Genomic DNA, 19,350 nt, shown 5'->3' with positions numbered 1-19,350 from the left:
TCTCATTAATCAAACACTGCAATGGTTTGTCTACTGATTGCAATTAACTGGCCTCTGGTATCCCATATATTTGCTTCGGTTTGTGCGTAGCCATCTGCAGCTTGACGCGTGCGCACTTGGTAGGCAAACCAATCTTTAGGGGAAAAGGTGTAATGAGGGTAAATAAACTCAATGTTCCAACTCATGGTACTGGCAGGGGCCGGCCATTTAAGCATTTGCAATGTGGTGGGTGGCCATCCATCGATAAGGGCGATTAGATGGGCATCAGTTAGTTCTTTTGGCGGCTTGGTAAAGCGCATCCAACCATCAATTTTGCTTTCTTTACTTCCTGTAAAGGGCAGGCCACCGGCTTGTCGTGCCAAATCGATATGACGTAAGAATTTAGGGGTTATTTTAGGGATTTGAGGCAGAAAATCTGCCTTGGTAGGGGCTCGCATGGCGTGTTTGTCGGTATTGCGTACATCAATCTTTGAGTCTCGTGAAACACCAAAGGCAGCTTGCACCATCACACAAACCTTGCCATCTTGCATTGCTTTACCTATTACTTGCGTAACATTTCTACCTTCTCGTAATATTTCTACTTCGATGTCAAAGGATGTCTCAGTCATGACTGGGCCAACAAAATTGCAAGCAAACGATCTAAGTACTCTATCGTTACTGACTTTTTGACGGATAGCGCTATATACCAAGGCGCCAGTTAAACCACCATATGCGGTGCGCCCTTGGGCCCATTCTTTAGGGATAGTGAGTTGGGCTCTATCTTTTTCATCACTATTGATATAGTGGTTTGTCGCGTCGATAAGGTCATCAATATGCATAAATCCAGTCACTTATGTAGGGTCTGCACACATGGCAGAACTGGTCGGATGTCTAGGGTAATTCTACCACGTAAAAATTCTAACATCCTAGCTATTCAATAGAACAATTTGCTCGTCTTATTTAGGTATATAAGTGCCTGTTATGTTTACATTTATTTTACAATATTGATACAAAATGGCTTGTTATGTAGACACCGACAAGATTACTATGAAGGTATTTATTGGGGGCAGAATACCTAAATAGAGGGAGCAGTAATGACAATGAATACCAGTGAAAGCCCTGTAGTTCAGCAGGAAGATTTTAACCAGGTGAGCAAACCTTATCGTACCTACGTATTAACAATACTGACCTTGGTATATGCCTTTAATTTTATCGACCGACAGATCATCGGTATATTATCGCCCTTCATTAAAGCTGACTTGGGTTTAAATGACGCGCAATTAGGGTGGTTAAAAGGGCTCTATTTCGCGGTACTTTATACGGTGGTGGGAATTCCTATTGCTTGGTTGGCAGACCGCTATAGTCGCGTTAACATCGTTGCGATTTCCCTCACGCTTTGGAGTGGTTTCACAGCGCTGTCAGGTATGGCAACGACCTATACGCAACTTGCCATTGCGAGAATTGGCGTGGGGATCGGTGAAGCAGGTGGTAGTCCACCTTCTCACTCTATCTTGTCTGACCTTTACCCTAAAGAGAAACGTGCAGGTGCTTTAGCGATTTATTCGTTAGGGATCCCATTTGGGATCATGCTGGCGTTTTTTGCTTCCGCTTTTATTTTAAAAGGTGGGGATGCTAACTGGCGGCTTGTTATGCTCAGTGTGGGTATCCCAGGGGTATTACTCGCTATTTTGCTTAAGTTAACGATAAAGGAGCCGCCTAGGGGAGGGAACTTAAATTCCGCGGCTGCTAAAACACCTTCCTGGCAGTCCATAAAAGTACTGCTAACGATACCGTCATGGTGGGGCATGTGTATTGCCATTTCCTTAGCCTCATTTGGAAGCTATGCCATTTCTACTTGGATGATGGACTTCTATTTACGCGCCTATCCGAACTTGGACCTGACTAGCCTGCTGATCAAAGTGGGCATTATCAACGGCACTGCATATGCATTTGGCGTTTGGTTCGGTGGAGTTATCACGGATAAATGGGGCAAAACTAACAGAGGAGCCTACGGTTGGGTGCCTGCTCTTGGGCTTTTAGTTGGGGTGCCTGCATATATTTGTTCTGTACAGGTTACTGATTTAAACACGTCTCTGATGCTGCTAACTGTGCTGCTATTTACCAGTGGTTTTTATTTGGGGCCCTCGTTTGCCTTGGCGCAAACACTGGCACCGGTTAAAGTGCGTGCTATGTCGACGGCATTATTCTTCTTTGTCTTAAATATTATTGCACTGGGCGGTGGTCCTACTTTTATTGGTATTTTAAGTAAATCGTTAACCGCTGAACATGGTGAAGTGGAAGCTTTGCGTTTATCCTTGTCGGCTGTTTCAGTTCCCTATGTATTGGCTATTGTCGCTTTCATATGGACCGCGCGCAAAATCCCTGCTGATTGGGCTGCTGCAGAGAAACGTAACGGATAGAGCTATTATTTATTTAAGGGGATAAGGTTGGAACAAGATAACAATGTGCATCTGCATTTTGCCCATGCAAATGGCTTCCCTGCAGGGAGTTACCGTAAGTTATTTAGCGCGCTCAATAGCGAATACTGCGTGTCTGCTATAGAAAAATTTGGCCATACAAGCCGGTTTCCAATCTCTAAAAACTGGGGCAATCAAACCCAAGAGTTAATCACCCATATTGAATCTACCCAAAATCAGCCAGTTTATGGCATAGGGCATTCATTTGGTGGAGTGGTGTCTTACATGGCTGCGTGTACCCGTCCTGATTTATTCAAGGGGCTGATTATGCTTGATCCGCCCATGATCACGGGCTTAACTCGTGTTTTCTTTAGGGGGGCCAAAGCCACACCTTTAATTGACAAGATCACCCCCGCGGGTAAAACAGTAACGCGCTGTAAACAGTGGGGAAAAGATGAAGATTTAGTGGCTTACTTTCAAGCTAGAGCACTGTTTAAAAATATGGATAGTGACTGCATTGCTGATTATGTTAGCAGTGTGACCCACGTTCAAGAGCAACACCGACATTTGCATTTTAAACCTGAGGTCGAGGCTTCTATTTTCAGAAACCTCCCTCACGATATATATAAGTACTACGGGAAACTTACCTGCCCAGCGCTACTGATCACTGGCTCGCAAACCCATGTTTGTACAGAGCGTCGTATTAGGCCATTTATTAAGGCTAATCATCTCACTCATGAAGTGTTTAGCGGCGGGCATATGTTTCCTCTAGAGTCACCGGTAGAAACGGCTGAGTTGATAAACCGAACAATTGAAGGCTGGCGCGCGAGAGTTGTTTAAACCCAATGTTGCTTTCGCCTGAACTTAGTAAATTGAGGGCATAAAAAAACCAGACAGCGTCTGGTTTTTTTGGGTTAAATAAAGTGATTACTTTATATACCTACTTTGAGTCCAAGCATTTCTCGGGTAACTAACACAACACCCTTGTTTGTGACTCTGAAGCCTCTTGCTCTGTCTTCATCATGGTTATGACCAATGACAGTGCCCTCAGGCACGATACAACCACGGTCGATAATTGCTTTCTTGATTTTACAATTCCGCTTTATTTCTACATCCGGTAACAGCACTGATTCTTCAATTTCACTGTAGGAGTGAACGTGGACGTTAGAAAAACACAGACTCTTGCGAACGGTTGCCCCAGATATAATGCAACCACCACTGACCACAGAATCTATGGCCGCACCGCAGCGGTTGTATTCTTCCCAGACAAACTTAGCGGGAGGCAACTGTTCTTGATACGTCCAAATAGGCCACTTTTTATCGTAAAGATTAAGAGGGGGTTTGGGCGATACCAATTCCATGTTGGCTAACCAAAATGAGTCTAATGTCCCCACATCACGCCAGTAAGAAACTTCACCGTCGTCGTTGGAAAATGGATAAGCGAATACCGGGTGATCTTTAATAATCGACGGAATGATATCCTTACCAAAGTCACGCTCTGAGCCTTCGTTTTGCGCATCTTGTTTCAAATGCTCAAACAAGAACTCAGTGTCGAAAACGTAATTACCCATAGAGGCAAGACAACGGGTAGGGTCGTTAGGTAAAGGAGTCGGATTTTCAGGTTTTTCTTCAAACCCAAGAATACGATAATTTTCGTCTACGGACATAACCCCAAACGCACCAGCAGCTTCTTCAATAGGAACAGGCATACAACTGACGGTCATTTTGGCCCCAGATTCCACATGATGAGCAAGAATGTTCGCATAATCCATGCTGTATATGTGGTCACCGGATAAAATCATCACGTATTTAGGAATTTCATCGCGAATAATATCAATATTTTGGAATACCGCATCGGCAGTACCTTCATACCAATTGCCTGAAGAGCGTTGAGATGCAGGTAAGATCTCAACTGATTCACCTAGCTCTTTTCTAAAATGCCCCCAACCCCTTACAAGGTGGCGGATCAATGAATGAGATTTATATTGGGTTACCACACCTATGCGTTTAATGCCGGAATTAATGCAGTTGGAAAGTGGAAAGTCGATTATTCTAAATTTTCCTCCAAAATATAAAGCGGGTTTAGCCCGCCAGTCGGTCAGTTCGTGTAGTCGGGAGCCTCTTCCGCCAGCTAAAATCAAGGCGTAGGTATCTCGGGTCAGGTTGCTAATATAACGTGGACTTGGATTGGGCATAACACTTGACTCCATTCTTATTTGATTTATAGACGTTCTCGTTGCGCAGGAAACACAGAATCAAGCAGCGTAACGTGTACGTCATCAGATACTGTGAACTTCAGTGTGTCACGGGCTTGCTTGAAATTCAATTTGCTTCCATCTGATTTATCATGTCTTTTTACATATTAATAACGTTTGAAGGCGCTAAAAACTCAAACAGTACAATAAATGCACAGTTGTTTTTTGCGCATTGGGCAAGAACTTCATTATTCGTGCAGCTTTAAAGCGATGGCAGCATGATTGAATTTTCACCACGCCGTTGCTTTTCTTCTCGCTTTGCAATGTAAACGTGTGGCATAGTTTTGATTCATATGGATTTTTGATTGTTTTATGTACAGTGTATAGTCGTAATCAATGGCAAGAAGTTAAATAAATGTTATAGAAGCCACAGGTGAGTAAAGGGGAAAGAGCATGCTAAAAAAAATGGCAATTGGGACCGCTGCAATACTGTTGTTTTTTGTAGTGGTCGGATGGTTGTTACCATCAGAATTTAAGGTGGTTAGAACCATCAGAATTGAAGCTCCTGCAGATATTATTTTTAAACATGTGAAAGATTTGAAGAAGTGGCAGCACTGGGGAGTGTGGTTCGAACGCGACCCAGATATGCAAGTAGCTTACGCAGGCCCTGATTCCTCAGTGGGTATGAAATCTACTTGGCAGAGTGAAAGCCAAGGTAATGGCGAGATGGAAATTGTAGCCATAGAAGAAAACCAACGATTCATATACACCCTTGTTTTCCCCGATATGGGAGTTGGCTCAACTGGTGAGCTAACCCTGCGAGATAAAGAGGGAGAAACGGTGGTTATTTGGCACGATTATGGTGATGTTGGGGCTAATCCCTTGTTACACTATGTGGCATTTTTTATGGACCGAATGATCGGTGAAGACCTACAAATGGGCTTAGAAAACCTTAAAGTTATTGCAGAAGCTGAGTTTCAACAAAAACAGTGAGCGCATCGATTCATAGGCGAATCTTTGGCGGGCTATGGGTTACCTTTGGCCCGCGAAGGGTGTAAATGGCGTTCAACGCCGTCGCAGGTTGATTTGCGTTTATTTAACATTGAACTGTTCGATAAGATATTGATTTAGGGAAGTATATGAGTCGATTTCCAACGCATGGCAGTGTTGAACTTGATATAGAAGAAAACATATTGCTCGTTGAGGGCTGTGGTCCATGGAATTTAGAATCTGTGGTCGAGGCTGAATTAGAGGTGGTGCCTTTACTGAAACAACTAAGTGTTGGCCCATGGGGGGCTTTGGTTGCACTTAGAGGCGATCCGATTTATGTGCCAGATGCTGCTGTCTTTATGTCAAAAGTAATTCGTGAACAAAAAATGTTGGGACGAGTGGCATCCGCTTTGATTATCGAGCACTCTGCAACGCCAGAATTTTCAAAACGCCACCTTGGGCAAATATACGACGACGCTGGCGAACGTTACCGCTTTTTCCCGAATAAAGAGCAGGCAAAATGGTGGCTAATACAGCAGATCATTCACGCTTCGCGTTGAGCGATCTGCTGGTATGGTTACGTCTCGGTAATGGGTAGGTTACTGAGTTAGGATTTTATTAGCGTAAACGTTTGCCACTTTTGATACAGGATCTACGCCTAACTTTGCACATACGGCTCGTCCAGCCTCAGCTAACATTGATAAATCAACACCTGTGACAATGCCCATTCCATGTAACATGTAAACCACGTCTTCAGTCGCTACATTACCTGATGCACCCTTAGCATAGGGGCAGCCGCCTAGGCCGGCTACCGCGCTATCAATTACGTTGATCCCCATTTGTAACGCCACCAAAATATTAGCTAAGGCTTGACCATAGGTATCGTGAAAATGCACTGCAACAGCACAGAGGGGCACCACACCTAATACGGCATCGAGCATTTTTTGTGTGGCTATAGGGGTGCCTACGCCTATAGTGTCGCCTAACGAAATTTCATAGCAGCCCATCTCGAACAAGGTTTTAGCCACACTGGCCACATTGCCAGGCGCTATCTCTCCTTCGTAAGGGCAACCTAGCACGCACGACACATAACCACGTACTTTTATATCTTTAGCTTTCGCCGCAGCGATAACCGGTTCAAAACGCGCTAGACTTTCAGCAATTGAGCAGTTTATATTTTTTTGTGAAAAGGATTCAGAAGCAGAGCCAAAAATAGCGACTTCATCAGCGCCTGCTGCTACCGCGGCTTCAAATCCTTTTAGATTAGGGATTAATGCACTATAGGTTACGGCGTTTTGGCGATTTATTGCAGCAAAGACTTGAGCTGAGTCAGCCATTTGTGGCACCCACTTAGGTGATACAAAGCTGCCTGTCTCAATCATGCTTAGGCCTGATTTAGCAAGCGCTTCAATTAAAGTTACTTTAGTGGCTAAATCAATATTCACTTTCTCATTTTGCAAGCCATCCCGAGGACCTACTTCAACTATTTTTACTTTACTTGGTAAAGCACCCATCATGATAAAGGCTCCTCATCAGCTATAAAGTCTAATAAGGCTGTGCCGCCGTCAACCAATTCGCCAGCTTGATAGTAGAATTCCTGCACATGACCATTTTGCGTTGCTTTAATGGCATGTTCCATTTTCATGGCTTCCATTATCATTAAGGTTTGACCTTTCTTAACGCTTTGCTTTGGGTCAACTAAAAGGGTCACTACCGTGCCGTTCATTGGCGCTACAAAAGCACCGTGCTGATCGGTTTCATCTGCAACACCTAAGTCTTTCTGAATATGACTAAATTTAGTCATGCCATTGGTATGAAAGAGCGCGTAGTCATGGTCAATTTTATTGATGGTGACGCATTCACTATGCCCATTAACGGTTGCCAGTAATCGATTGCCCGCCAATTGCCCTTCGCACTGATAAGTTTGCTCCCCTAATTTAACAATAAATGTTCCCTGTTGATGGGGGGCTTGGTTGTCACCTTTTAGCCGTTCAACCTTAGTTTCATAAACTTCATCATGCAGCTGGATGAAGTAGCTGGATTGAAAACATTCATTCGCTCGCCAATCACTTACGGATCCCCAAGGAGACTGACTATCTTGATTACTAGGGGAGGTGACAGCTTGTTCATTTAAAGATAAGTACATGGCCAAATTCAGTATTAGATGCTCGTTGATTTGCTTATCTTTGTGAAAAATCTCATCGTGGTGAGTTTCGATAAAACGGGTATCGATCTCTTCATCTTTAAACGCTTGGGTGTCAATAAGGCTGCGCAGGAATGGAATATTTGTTATCACACCATCAATACGATATTCAGCCAAAGACTGACTCAAGCGTGCTAAAGCACGTTCTCGATCCGTATCCCACACAATTAACTTAGCAATCATAGGATCATAATAAACCGATACCTCATCACCCTGCACCACACCGCTATCAATGCGCACGTGTTTTGATTCTTGCGGTGTTTCTAACAGGTGAAGTTTACCTGTGGCAGGCAAGAACTCATTATCTGGATCCTCGGCGTAAATTCGAGCCTCAAATGCATGGCCATTAATGTGTAATTGGTCTTGTGTCTTGGGCAGTATTTCATTGGCGGCGACCCGCAGTTGCCATTCCACCAAATCTTGCCCTGAAATCATCTCACTGACTGGATGTTCTACCTGCAAGCGAGTATTCATTTCCATAAAGTAGAAGCTGCCATCGGTATCGAGCAAAAACTCTACGGTACCTGCACCTACATAGTTAATGGCCTGGGCGGCCTTTAAAGCCGCATCGCCCATAGCTGCGCGTAGTTCAGGTTGCATCTTAAAGGCGGGGGCTTCTTCAATGACTTTTTGATGCCGTCTTTGCACTGAACAGTCGCGCTCGAATATATGCACACCGTTTCCATGGTGATCACAAAAAACTTGTACCTCAACGTGACGCGGTTGGGTTAAGTATTTTTCAACTAACATTATGTCGTCATTGAAACTCGACATAGCTTCACGTTTAGCTGCGGCTAATGCGTCATCGAATTCATCTTCGCTCCAAACTTGGCGCATTCCTTTACCACCACCACCGGCAGCCGCTTTAAGTAACACGGGATAGCCCATGTCATCGGCGTGTTTTTTTATCAGCGCTGGTGACTGATCGTCGCCGTGGTACCCTGGGACTAAGGGTACATCGGCCTGTTGCATAATGTGCTTAGCAGCAGATTTTGAGCCCATTGCTTCAATCGCTCCGACAGGCGGGCCCACAAAGATAATATTGTTATCTGCGCAGGCTTTGGCAAATTCAGCGTTTTCAGATAGAAACCCATAACCAGGGTGGATGGCATCTGCACCGGTTGCTTTAGCAGCAGCAAGCACCTTATCCACTTTTAAATAACTTTGATTAGATGGCGAAGGGCCAATATGTATCGCTTCGTCAGCCATTTTCACATGTAACGCGTTCTTGTCAGCATCAGAATAAAGCGCAACGGTTTGGATACCCATACGTTTAGCCGTGTTGATAATACGGCAGCAAATTTCGCCACGGTTGGCAATTAGAAGTTTTTTAATCATGAGATATACCAATTAGGTCGACGTTTTTGTAAGAAGGCACCGAGGCCTTCTTGGCCTTCAGATGATACCCGTATATTGGCTATGCGTTCGCTCGTCATATTTCTAAGCGTTTCATCAGGGACGCGATCTACCACGTCCGCTATCAATTTCTTGGCAGCAGAAACCGCATTCGGACCATTCTTCAGAATATGTTCAAGGAGAGTTTCAATGGTGCTGTCTAGCTCTTCTTCGGTCACGCTTTCACTGAGTAATCCAATGCGTCTTGCTCGGCGTGATGAAAATACTTCAGCGGTCGTGAAATAACGCCTAGCGTTTCGCCCGCCAATAGCTTGAATAACATATGGGCTAATAGTGGCCGGTATCAAACCAAGTTTGACCTCGCTTAGGCAAAATTTGCTTAATTTACTGCCCACCGCCATATCGCAGCAGGCAACTAAGCCTACAGCCCCACCAAATGCAGCACCTTGCACTCGGGCGATAGTCGGTTTCGATAGGGTATTTAAGGTGTGAAGCATGGTTGCCAATGCATTCGCATCATTGAGGTTTTGCTCATATGAATAGCTTGCCATGCGTTTCATCCAGTTTAGGTCCGCCCCAGCGCAAAAGCTCTTGCCAGTCGATGCGAGAACGACAGCCCTCACTGTATTATCAGAGTCTAAACGAGTGAATGCCTCGGTTAGTGCTGCTATTAGCACATCGTCAAATGCATTGTGCACGTCGGGGCGATTAAGGGTGACGGTGGCAACACCACGCCCATCAATATCGCAAAGCACATGCTCTGAAGAGGGATAATTAGTTTGGCTCATTTTAGGATCCATATTCAATGCACCTTACATTCTGAACACCCCAAACTGGGTGTCCTCAATGGGTTTATTTAAGCTAGCTGAAATGCACAGGCCCAACACCATGCGCGTGTCGGCAGGGTCTATAACGCCATCATCCCAAAGGCGAGCTGATGCGTAATAGGGGTGCCCTTGATGCTCGTAGGTATCGACAATGGGTTGTTTAAACTGCTGTTCTTCCTCTTGGCTCCAAGTTTCACCGACGCGCTCCCGCTGTTCGCGCTTAACTTGCGATAACACGCCGGCGGCTTGTTCACCACCCATCACCGAGATACGTGCATTTGGCCACATAAACATAAAGCGCGGGTCATACGCTCGACCACACATACCGTAATTACCGGCACCAAAACTGCCTCCAATGAGCACTGTAAATTTGGGGACTTTGGCGCAGGCGACTGCGGTGACCATTTTTGCGCCGTGCTTAGCGATACCGCCAGCCTCGTATTGCTTGCCGACCATGAAGCCAGTGATATTTTGCAAAAATACTAAGGGGATTTTACGTTGAGCACACAGCTCAATAAAGTGAGCTCCTTTTTGAGCGGATTCACTAAAAAGAATACCATTGTTGGCGACAATGCCTACTGGATAGCCGAAGATGCGTGCAAAACCACAAATTAGGGTATTACCATAAAGTGCCTTAAATTCATCAAACTCAGAGCCATCAACAACCCGAGCAATGACCTCGCGCACATCATAAGGTTGGCGTGCATCCTTGGGAATAATGCCGTAAATGTCTTCTTTGGGGTATGCAGGTTCAACGCTGGGTTTAACATCTAACGTCAGAGGTTTTGTTCGGTTTAACCGTGTAATAGCGTCTCTGGCTATGTGCAAAGCGTGCTGATCGTTATTGGCTAAATGGTCTACAACACCAGATGTTCTGCAATGCACGTCGCCGCCGCCTAACTCTTCCGCGGTGACCACTTCTCCGGTTGCCGCTTTGACTAGAGGCGGGCCACCAAGAAATATAGTGCCTTGATTTTTGACGATAATGGACTCGTCTGCCATAGCCGGTACGTAAGCACCGCCTGCGGTACAGCTTCCCATGACTACAGCTATTTGCGGAATGTTTTGCGCCGACATGTTCGCTTGGTTGAAGAAAATACGCCCGAAATGTTCACGGTCTGGAAAGACTTCGTCTTGGCGAGGTAAGTTAGCGCCGCCCGAGTCTACTAGGTAAATACAGGGCAAATCGTTCTGCTGGGCTATGGTTTGCGCACGTAAATGCTTTTTCACCGTTAATGGGTAATAAGTACCGCCTTTGACCGTCGCGTCGTTCGCGACAATCATGCATTCGATGCCAGATACTCGACCTATCCCAGCAATGACTCCTGCACTGGGCACATAGTCTTCGTAGACCTCCCAAGCTGCGAGTTGCGAAATTTCTAGAAAAGGGGAGCCTGCATCGAGTAACTCATTGATTCGGTCGCGGGGCAGTAATTTACCGCGATCGGTGTGGCGTTTGTTGGCTTTGTCGCCGCCGCCTTGTTTTATCAGAGCTATCTTTTCATTTAAATCATCAATTTGCCCCTGCATGTGCGCTGCATTGTCGGCAAACTCTTGGGCTTTGGCGTTTATTTTACTGATAATACGGGGCACGTTATTGCTCCAATTTGATGGCCATCGAATCAACGATGGCGCGATGGAAATGGGATGGTGACGGTTTATTTTTGTTGATCAATGCCGCTTTAAGCAGACTCTTTAAATAGCTCTCGGCCAATCAGCATGCGGCGGATCTCGGATGTACCAGCACCAATTTCGTATAATTTTGCATCTCTTAATAAACGACCGGCAGGAAACTCATTGATATACCCATTGCCACCAAGTAATTGGATGGCATCGAGGGCCATTTTCGTCGCCAGTTCGGCAGAATACAGTATGACTGCTGCGGCATCTTTACGCGTGGTTTCACCGCGATCACAAGCGCGCGCTACTGTGTAAACATAAGCTCTCGCTGCGTTCATTTGGGTATACATATCAGCAACTTTGCCTTGAACTAATTGGAACTCGCCGATAGATTGACCGAACTGTTTGCGGTCGTGAATGTAAGGCACGACTAAGTCCATACACGCCTGCATAATGCCAAGAGGGCCACCAGAAAGAACGAGACGCTCATAATCAAGGCCACTCATCAGAACCCGTGCGCCATCGCCTTCATTGCGGATTAAATTTTCGGCTGGTACGGGGCAATCTTCAAATACAAGTTCGCAGGTATTGGACGAGCGCATACCAAGCTTATCGAGTTTTTGGGCTTGGCTGAAACCTGGTGTGCCACGTTCAACGATGAAAGCACTCATGCCCTTTGAACCTGCACTGATATCAGTTTTGGCATATATCACGTAGGTGTCGGCGTCAGGCCCATTTGTGATCCACATTTTATTGCCGTTAAGCACGTAATGGTCACCTTTTTTATCGGCCCGCAATTTCATGCTTACCACATCTGAGCCAGCATTAGGCTCACTCATTGCTAATGCACCGATATGCTCGCCGCTAACAAGCTTGGGTAGGTATTTTTCTTTTTGTGCATCTGAGCCATTTTTATGAATTTGATTGACGCACAAATTCGAATGGGCGCCATAGCTTAAGCCGATCCCGGCGGACGCTCGGCTGACTTCTTCCATGGCGACAACATGGGCTAGATATCCCATATTGGAACCACCATATTGCTCAGCAACGGTCACACCTAACAGTCCCATTTCCCCTAACTTTGGCCATAACTGGTTAGGGAAACTGTTGTCAATGTCAGACTTTTCAGCCAAAGGTGCGATTTCCCCTTGAGCAAAGTTATAAACATGGTCACGTAACATATCGATGTCTTCGCCTAGGCCGAAGTTCAATGTTGGATAAGGAGCATTCATGCGATTTTTCCTCGCTTAATCGTGGTGAGTTCGTCCTTACAACGGGCTTCGACTTCGTCTAGTTCCATCATTAAGGCTTTAATATCTTCTAGTTGCTGATCCATGACTGCGCGTTTTTGTTCTGTCATCAGCAACATGGTTTCTAACTGGGCTTCTGAGTTCTGATTGCTGTCATATAAATCGAACAATGTTTTAGTTTCAGCTAATGAAAAACCTAGCCGTTTGCCGCGTAAAATTAGCTTAAGCCGAACCTTGTCTTTTTTCTTGTAAACCCTGTTTTGACCATTACGGGTGGGGTTCAGTAGCCCTGACTCTTCGTAAAAACGAATAGAGCGGGAGGTGATATCTAGCTCTTTTGCTAGCTCGCCAATAGTGTAAAGTTTTTCAGTCATGGAACAGCCTTGTGACAAATTGATGTGTTATCTAGCAATTACTTATTCTGTTTAATAATGGATATTTGCTTTACGTTTACGTAAAGAGTAACTTAACGTAAAGGTAAAGTATGAGTTACAATTCGTCAACATCGAAATATGAAAAATATTCTACAGATGCGCGAAGATGTACAAATAGGTATTTCTCTTTATTTTAAGTTTAATTAATTGTTTATTAATTGTTTAATTATTAGTATCTTGAAGTGATACGACTGTACCAAAAAATGTAAGGGGTTAATTCATGAGTAATGATTCAGTGGTTATTGTTAGTGCTAAACGTACACCAATGGGTGGGTTTATGGGGGGCTTGTCAGCAATGAGCGCCTGTGAGCTTGGTGCAAATGCGATTACAGCTGCATTAAAAGAGGCTGGTGACAATGCACCTGTTGTTGATGAAGTCATAATGGGCTGTGTTTTACCTGCTGGATTAGGCCAAGCGCCGGCTCGTCAAGCGAGTATTAAATCGGGTTTGCCACTTGCTACTGGTGCGATTACGTTAAATAAAGTGTGCGGTTCTGGTATGAAAGCGGTCATGCTTGCACATGACTTAATTAAGTCAGGTAGCGCGAAGACGATTATCGCGGGCGGTATGGAGAGTATGTCTAATGCGCCGTACATCTTACCTAAAGCGAGGGAAGGTTATCGTATGGGGCATGGTCATATGTTGGATCATATGATGCTGGACGGTTTGGAAAATGCCTATGACGGTAAAGCTATGGGCTGTTTTGCTCAGTCCAAAGCTGACGAAGAGCAAGTGACACGTGAGCAAATGGATGAGTTCGCATTAGGCTCGCTAACTAAGGCCAGTGACGCGATTGCTAATGGTTTGTTTAAAGACGAAATTACGCCGGTTACAATCACTTCTCGCAAAGGTGAAGTTGTCATTGAAAATGATGAAGGGCCAGGAAATGCCCGCCCCGAGAAAATCCCTTCTTTACGCCCTGCTTTTACGAAAGACGGTACGGTTACAGCGGCAAATTCAAGCTCTATTTCAGATGGAGCTGCTGCATTGTTAGTCATGAGCGAAGAAGAAGCCAAAGCAAACGGTTACAAGCCGTTGGCACGTATTGTTGGGCATAGCTCAAATGCTATTGAGCCCGAAAATTTCACCGTGGCACCTGTTGGTGCAATGGAAAAACTGTTCGCGAAAACGGGTTGGTCAAAAGAAGATGTCGATTTATTTGAAATCAACGAAGCCTTTGCCATGGTCACTATGTTGGGTATGAGTAAACTTGGTCTAGATCCCGCCAAGGTAAACGTGAAAGGTGGAGCATGTGCCCTTGGTCATCCGATTGGGGCCTCAGGCGCGCGTATCATCGTGACTTTATTGCATGCACTTAAGCAGCGCAACCTGAAAAAAGGCGTAGCTGCTATATGTATCGGTGGTGGTGAAGCGACCGCAATAGCACTTGAAATGTTAGATTAATATCGGGCTTCCTTTTCCTCACATATACGCTGGTGGTGTTATCCCGCTACCAGCATCTTCGCTTTATCATTGCCATTATTCTTTTAGTTATTTCTCAACGCTTCAAATTTTTACCTGCATCTGTTCTACTTCTGCCATTAGATAAGACAACTACGCTTAAATGTATTAGAGAGATAATGAAAATTTTATACAGCCTTTTCCCGCTATTTATATTTTTTGTGGTCGCTTGTACCTCAAGTTTACCGAAGCAGACAACAGAGCAAGAGCAGGTAACAAAAAATGCTGAGGTCTTGAGGGCTTCCGTTTTACAAAATGTAAGCTTTGCACAAGTGATGGCGTTAGATGTAGCGCCCAATGCCAGTGAAAAAATCGCATATGGCAGTAATGTATTACAGTATGGTCAATTGTATCTGCCGCAAAATTTGCGCGGTAAAGGAATTGAAAGTACTGCACCATTAGTTGTTTTTGTTCACGGTGGTTGTTGGCTTAACGCTTTTAGCGTTGATCACAGCGAAGCGTTTAGCCAAGCGTTAACAAAAGAGGGATATGCGGTTTGGTCTATAGAGTATCGGCGCACAGGCGATGATGGCGGCGGTTGGCCTGGTAGCTTGAATGACGTCTTAAAAGGAGTGAGTTTTGTGCAAACCTTCAAGGATTATCCGATTGACTTAAGCAAGGTGATATTGGCTGGGCATTCAGCAGGCGGACATTTGGCGTTATTGGCCAGCGCCCCCGAACGTCAGGTTTTTAAAGGCGGGGCCAAGTTGAAAGGCGTCATCGGTCTAGCTGCTATTGTTGATGTGGTTCGTTATTCACAAGGTAACAACAGCTGCCAAACTGCTACTCCTGCTTTTTTTGGTGGCAGTGCTGAGCAAAAGCCAGAAGCTTACGCTTTAGGCTCGCCCGATCATCACGTACTAAAAGAGCATTCACTCTTATTGCAAGGCAGTGCTGATGCAATAGTAGAGCAGAGCCAAGCGCTAAAGAGTGGTTTTGAATATCAAATTGTGGAGGGGGCAGGGCACTTTGATTGGATCCATCCTGAGACAAATGCGTATCAAGCTTTTTTGTCAGCGTTAAAACAACGGGTCAGTGAATAATGGCACACATCAGTGAAGAACAAATAGCACAATGGGATTTAATAGACCCTCTCGCTGAAAAACGTGAAGCATTTACGCTTCCTGCTAATACTGTTTATTTAGATGGTAACTCTTTAGGTGCCATGCCAACTGCTGCAGCGCTGCGTGGTAAACAGGTTTTAGAGCATCAGTGGGCCAACGATCTCATTACCAGTTGGAATACACATTCTTGGATTGACCTGCCGGCAACCGTAGGTGAAAAAATTGCGCCACTCATTGGCGCAGCACCAGAGCAGGTGATTTGCTGTGATTCTACGTCTATCAATTTGTTCAAAGTGCTTGCAAGTGCTATGACACTGCAGAAAAATCGCTCGCAGGTATTGTCTTTAGCGGGGAATTTTCCTACTGACCTATACATGGTTGAAGGACTTACAGCATTGTTGGGCGAGAGTCATTGTCATCTTAAGACGGTTGATGAAGACACGTTAGAAGAGGCCCTTACTTCTGAAGTGGCGGTGTTAATGCTGACTCAGGTTGATTTTCGCACTGGCCGTTTGCTGGATATGCAGCGCGTAACACACTTAGCGCATAAACAAGGAATTTTCGTGATATGGGATCTTGCCCATAGTGCGGGAGCGCTGCCTATTGCGCTTGATGAATGTGACGTAGATTTTGCTGTCGGTTGCGGTTATAAGTACTTCAACGGGGGGCCTGGCGCACCGGCGTTTGTGTACGTAGCTAAACGCCTTCAAGCTCATGTATCCCAACCGCTGAAAGGATGGATGGGGCATAAGCAACCTTTTGCTTTTGCACAGGGATATGAGCAAGCGGATAATATTACTCAATATCTATGTGGTACGCCGAACGTGGTATCTATGAGTGTATTGGATGCTGCATTAGAGGTATTTGCCGATGTGAATATGCAGCAAATACGTGAAAAATCAGAGGCGTTAAGTGAGCTGTTTATTGCGCTAGTGGAAGCAGAGGTTGCACTATCTGATTTAGTACTAGTATCGCCGCGAGCGACGAAAGACAGAGGCAGCCAATTGGCATTTGAACATGAACACGCTCATGGGATTTGTCAGGCATTAATCGAGCTTGGTGTTATTGCCGATTTCCGAGCTCCGAATATTCTTCGGTTTGGCTTCACACCTTTGTATTTACGCTACCAAGACATTCTTACCAGCGTACAGATACTCACGCAGGTTATTCAGCAAAAAGTCTATCTTCAAGCGCAATACAATAAACAAAATAAAGTGACTTAGCGGAGGTGAAATCCTCCGCTGGTTTAATCATTCACACGAAAATACATTAGGGCAGCGTAACTTTGGAATACGATTTCCGATTTATATGAAAGCATTTTGGTCGCGAAACAGTTATGCAGATCAAATGGGGCAAGTCAAAGGGCTGTGACAATGAATAAATGCATAGCGCCTTTGGGCATTTATTTCACGTTTAATGATTTCTGTGCGGAGCCACCAAAGTCACGAGCATCTCCCTCGTCGAATTAATTTTCAGACCGTTGTCTAAATGCACCACAAATATCAATAAGGCCTAGGCGATGTCGTCTAATAGTTCTCGTATTTTGGTGTAACGATTTTCCTGTTCATCATTCAGTGGGCCGGCTTCAACTGTGCGGACGCAGCGCTGGATCGTTTTTTGATAATTGTCGTCTGTGTGTAAGCGTTTTATAGTAATCACCTGCAGTAAATTGAGCGCAATAGCGGGGGTTTTAGGCATAATAGTAAAGGCATCGGTGAAGGTACTCAATGCACTGTCAATATCACCTTCTTGAAAACGCTGGACCGCTGAGTTATTCAATTCTTTGGAGCTTTGTTTAATTCTACTTTTTTCCTCTTGTTCTTGTTCAACATAGTGCAGAAATATTTTATTACCTTGGTCATTTTCGTCACAACGACGCATAATCTCACTTAATATCTCTTGGCTACGCTCGTGTATTCCTATCTCATGAAATGCTTTGGCTTTATCGAGCAAAGCTTCGACTGTTTCATTCTCCCAGTTCTCGTTATCTAGTTGCTCAAGTAACGCTTTGGCGTTATCTTTCTCGTCCGCCAAATACATGAGTCGAGCATTGATTACATTTATTTGGTCTTGCATATCCGCCTTTGGAAATGCTTGACGGGATTGACGAATGTATTCATTTGCTTGCTTAACCAGCGCACTCGTTTGCTCTTCGTCAGCTGTCATGGCGTAATCAATACTGGCGCGGGCGACATTTAAGTAATGCTCAGGCGTGTCATGAATAGAATTTTTAGCAAATTTGACGATTTTTTTGGCTGCATCAAATTGGGTATGGTAATCGTGGGTGATTCTAGATAAATCCAGCGCCGTTTTATGACGTCTTATATTTCTAGGAGATATTTCCGATGCCATTAAAACGCATTCAAGGGCAGTATCGAAATCGCCTTGCTTAATTTGCAACGACATTAGTAGATCATATGCGGCCAATTGTGATTCTGGCTTAAAGGCGAGCCGAAGTACGAGCTTCTCTGCCGCTTCGTCTTCATTCAAGTGTAAATAGGTTTTCACTAAGCCCAATTGAGCCCAAGTAAACGTTTGAACATTGAGAATTGCTTGGTAAAACGCCTTGGCTTGAGGAAAGTGACCGCATAGCTGTAAAACTTCACCTTTAATTTTCAATGCTAAGGGGAAAAACTCTGAGTTTTTAGGTTCACTTAAAAACACTTCTACTTCTGATAGTGCCTTTGGAAAATGTTTCTTTTCAATACACCAATACACATTCTGTAAAGCTCGTTTGCGCCCCAGAATGCGCGACAAACGTCGGTCTAACTCTTTTACGGTAAATGGCTTAGCGAGAAAATCGTCAGGTTGTAACTCAACAATACTTTGAACGAGATCCGCTGTGGTGTCAGCACTGATAAACACGAATGCAGTACTTAGAGGTAACTCGCCGTTGCGGTTTATTTCATCGTAAAAGTAATACCCATCTTGCTCATGTTTTAAGTTGTATGAGCATACGATGAGATCGTAGCGCTGATGGCGGATTTTATTAAGAGCGAGGTGCACCTTGTCCACATAGGTGATATCGCTAAAACCAAGCTCTTCCAAAGAATACTTCATGTACCCTTTAGCGAGAACCTGATCATCAACGATCAGCACTTTGGTTTCTTTAGCAATCAGTGGATTCATATACGCATTTCAAAGGATTGATTATTAAAGGTTATCGTACTTTTACCCATAATTATAAGTACAAACAAGCATCAATAGAGAAAATATACCTTTCGAGAGCTGAAATAATGAATAAGGAACGTTATTGAGCGACTAGAGTTAATCGTCGTTCCTAAGCTTGAAGCTCGGATGCGTTTCGCAGATACAGTTGTGCTACTTAGATAATGTGGGATTTATGAAAAAAAAGGGATAAAACTTAAGAAGTGGTAGCTACTGGGCTTGAACCACGTCGCCTATGCTTTTGTGAAGAGCGGCGATGCGTATCGCAGATACATTTGTGCTACTTAGATAACGTAGGATTTATGAAAAAGAGGATAAAACTTAAGAAGTGGTGGTCGCTACTGGGCTTGAACCAGTGACCCTCGCCTTGTAAGGGCGATGCTCT

General features: G+C 44.6%; 16 protein-coding genes. 7 read left to right on the top strand and 9 right to left on the bottom strand.

The genetic code is table 11. The features are described 5' to 3' along the window. Window positions 1-5 precede the first annotated feature (5 nt). Window positions 6-818, bottom strand: a complete 813-nt coding sequence (locus GMES_RS15140; RefSeq protein ID WP_006993610.1) for an acyl-CoA thioesterase — start codon at window positions 816-818, stop codon at window positions 6-8. A 255-nt stretch (window positions 819-1,073) separates the two neighbouring features. On the opposite strand from GMES_RS15140, the gene GMES_RS15135 reads away from it, so the two are divergent. Both GMES_RS15135 and GMES_RS15130 read left to right on the top strand, forming a co-directional pair. Continuing rightward, complete coding sequence (locus GMES_RS15135; RefSeq protein WP_006993609.1) at window positions 1,074-2,399, top strand: spinster family MFS transporter; 1,326 nt, start codon at window positions 1,074-1,076, stop codon at window positions 2,397-2,399. 27 nt (window positions 2,400-2,426) lie between these two features. Further along, window positions 2,427-3,236, top strand: coding sequence for an alpha/beta fold hydrolase (locus GMES_RS15130; protein ID WP_006993608.1), 810 nt, complete (start codon window positions 2,427-2,429; stop codon window positions 3,234-3,236). A 92-nt stretch (window positions 3,237-3,328) separates the two neighbouring features. On the opposite strand, the gene glgC is transcribed toward GMES_RS15130, so the two are convergent. Then, window positions 3,329-4,591: a glucose-1-phosphate adenylyltransferase gene (gene glgC / locus GMES_RS15125; protein WP_006993607.1), complete on the bottom strand. Its 1,263-nt coding sequence runs from the start codon at window positions 4,589-4,591 to the stop codon at window positions 3,329-3,331. Window positions 4,592-5,044: 453 nt separating this feature from the next. Between glgC and GMES_RS15120 the strand changes: the two genes are divergently transcribed. Beyond that, complete coding sequence (locus tag GMES_RS15120; protein ID WP_033186076.1) at window positions 5,045-5,584, top strand: SRPBCC family protein; 540 nt, start codon at window positions 5,045-5,047, stop codon at window positions 5,582-5,584. A gap of 146 nt (window positions 5,585-5,730) precedes the next feature. Beyond that, window positions 5,731-6,141, top strand: a complete 411-nt coding sequence (locus tag GMES_RS15115; RefSeq protein ID WP_006993603.1) for a hypothetical protein — start codon at window positions 5,731-5,733, stop codon at window positions 6,139-6,141. 39 nt (window positions 6,142-6,180) lie between these two features. Here the strand turns inward: GMES_RS15115 and GMES_RS15110 are convergent, their stop codons facing one another. The 6 genes from GMES_RS15110 to GMES_RS15085 form a co-directional block, all read right to left on the bottom strand. Beyond that, window positions 6,181-7,098 carry a hydroxymethylglutaryl-CoA lyase gene (locus tag GMES_RS15110; RefSeq protein WP_006993602.1) on the bottom strand — a complete coding sequence of 306 codons (918 nt, stop codon included), beginning with the start codon at window positions 7,096-7,098 and terminating at the stop codon, window positions 6,181-6,183. Further along, window positions 7,095-9,122: an acetyl/propionyl/methylcrotonyl-CoA carboxylase subunit alpha gene (locus tag GMES_RS15105; RefSeq protein ID WP_006993601.1), complete on the bottom strand. Its 2,028-nt coding sequence runs from the start codon at window positions 9,120-9,122 to the stop codon at window positions 7,095-7,097. Before GMES_RS15105 ends, GMES_RS15110 begins: the two co-directional genes overlap by 4 nt. Further along, window positions 9,119-9,940, bottom strand: coding sequence for an enoyl-CoA hydratase/isomerase family protein (locus GMES_RS15100; RefSeq protein WP_006993600.1), 822 nt, complete (start codon window positions 9,938-9,940; stop codon window positions 9,119-9,121). Before GMES_RS15100 ends, GMES_RS15105 begins: the two co-directional genes overlap by 4 nt. Before the next feature lie 12 nt (window positions 9,941-9,952). Then, complete coding sequence (locus tag GMES_RS15095) at window positions 9,953-11,560, bottom strand: carboxyl transferase domain-containing protein (protein ID WP_006993599.1); 1,608 nt, start codon at window positions 11,558-11,560, stop codon at window positions 9,953-9,955. An 89-nt stretch (window positions 11,561-11,649) separates the two neighbouring features. Beyond that, window positions 11,650-12,819, bottom strand: a complete 1,170-nt coding sequence (locus GMES_RS15090) for an isovaleryl-CoA dehydrogenase (RefSeq protein ID WP_006993598.1) — start codon at window positions 12,817-12,819, stop codon at window positions 11,650-11,652. Then, the gene (locus tag GMES_RS15085) at window positions 12,816-13,211 is read right to left on the bottom strand and encodes a MerR family transcriptional regulator (RefSeq protein ID WP_006993597.1); all 396 of its coding nucleotides are present in this window, start codon (window positions 13,209-13,211) and stop codon (window positions 12,816-12,818) included. The genes GMES_RS15090 and GMES_RS15085 overlap by 4 nt, the downstream gene beginning before the upstream one ends. A 280-nt stretch (window positions 13,212-13,491) precedes the next feature. Between GMES_RS15085 and GMES_RS15080 the strand changes: the two genes are divergently transcribed. From GMES_RS15080 to kynU, 3 genes are all read left to right on the top strand, one after another. Next, complete coding sequence (locus GMES_RS15080; RefSeq protein WP_006993596.1) at window positions 13,492-14,676, top strand: thiolase family protein; 1,185 nt, start codon at window positions 13,492-13,494, stop codon at window positions 14,674-14,676. A 176-nt stretch (window positions 14,677-14,852) separates the two neighbouring features. After that, the gene (locus tag GMES_RS15075; RefSeq protein WP_006993595.1) at window positions 14,853-15,776 is read left to right on the top strand and encodes an alpha/beta fold hydrolase; all 924 of its coding nucleotides are present in this window, start codon (window positions 14,853-14,855) and stop codon (window positions 15,774-15,776) included. Continuing rightward, window positions 15,776-17,020: a kynureninase gene (gene kynU / locus GMES_RS15070; protein ID WP_006993594.1), complete on the top strand. Its 1,245-nt coding sequence runs from the start codon at window positions 15,776-15,778 to the stop codon at window positions 17,018-17,020. Before GMES_RS15075 ends, kynU begins: the two co-directional genes overlap by 1 nt. Before the next feature lie 289 nt (window positions 17,021-17,309). Here kynU and GMES_RS15065 read toward each other — a convergent pair whose 3' ends face one another. Continuing rightward, window positions 17,310-18,926 carry a response regulator gene (locus tag GMES_RS15065; RefSeq protein ID WP_006993593.1) on the bottom strand — a complete coding sequence of 539 codons (1,617 nt, stop codon included), beginning with the start codon at window positions 18,924-18,926 and terminating at the stop codon, window positions 17,310-17,312. Window positions 18,927-19,350: the final 424 nt, after the last annotated feature.

Source organism: Paraglaciecola mesophila KMM 241 (assembly GCF_000315015.1).
In the GTDB taxonomy this organism is placed as follows: Bacteria; Pseudomonadota; Gammaproteobacteria; order Enterobacterales; family Alteromonadaceae; genus Paraglaciecola; species Paraglaciecola mesophila.
The sequence above is the reverse complement of the archived record's forward strand: the minus strand, read 5'-3'. Positions and strand labels throughout refer to the sequence as shown.

Bases quoted from the DNA above. Each gene is read 5' to 3' on its own strand.
- GMES_RS15110 (WP_006993602.1), bottom strand. From the start codon at position 7,098: ATGATGGGTGCTTTACCAAGTAAAGTAAAAATAGTTGAAGTAGGTCCT.
- GMES_RS15120 (WP_033186076.1), top strand. From the start codon at position 5,045: ATGCTAAAAAAAATGGCAATTGGGACCGCTGCAATACTGTTGTTTTTT.
- GMES_RS15115 (WP_006993603.1), top strand. From the start codon at position 5,731: ATGAGTCGATTTCCAACGCATGGCAGTGTTGAACTTGATATAGAAGAA.
- GMES_RS15080 (WP_006993596.1), top strand. From the start codon at position 13,492: ATGAGTAATGATTCAGTGGTTATTGTTAGTGCTAAACGTACACCAATG.
- GMES_RS15075 (WP_006993595.1), top strand. From the start codon at position 14,853: ATGAAAATTTTATACAGCCTTTTCCCGCTATTTATATTTTTTGTGGTC.
- GMES_RS15090 (WP_006993598.1), bottom strand. From the start codon at position 12,819: ATGAATGCTCCTTATCCAACATTGAACTTCGGCCTAGGCGAAGACATC.
- GMES_RS15100 (WP_006993600.1), bottom strand. From the start codon at position 9,940: ATGGATCCTAAAATGAGCCAAACTAATTATCCCTCTTCAGAGCATGTG.
- GMES_RS15085 (WP_006993597.1), bottom strand. From the start codon at position 13,211: ATGACTGAAAAACTTTACACTATTGGCGAGCTAGCAAAAGAGCTAGAT.
- GMES_RS15140 (WP_006993610.1), bottom strand. From the start codon at position 818: ATGCATATTGATGACCTTATCGACGCGACAAACCACTATATCAATAGT.
- glgC (WP_006993607.1), bottom strand. From the start codon at position 4,591: ATGCCCAATCCAAGTCCACGTTATATTAGCAACCTGACCCGAGATACC.
- kynU (WP_006993594.1), top strand. From the start codon at position 15,776: ATGGCACACATCAGTGAAGAACAAATAGCACAATGGGATTTAATAGAC.
- GMES_RS15065 (WP_006993593.1), bottom strand. From the start codon at position 18,926: ATGAATCCACTGATTGCTAAAGAAACCAAAGTGCTGATCGTTGATGAT.
- GMES_RS15135 (WP_006993609.1), top strand. From the start codon at position 1,074: ATGACAATGAATACCAGTGAAAGCCCTGTAGTTCAGCAGGAAGATTTT.
- GMES_RS15105 (WP_006993601.1), bottom strand. From the start codon at position 9,122: ATGATTAAAAAACTTCTAATTGCCAACCGTGGCGAAATTTGCTGCCGT.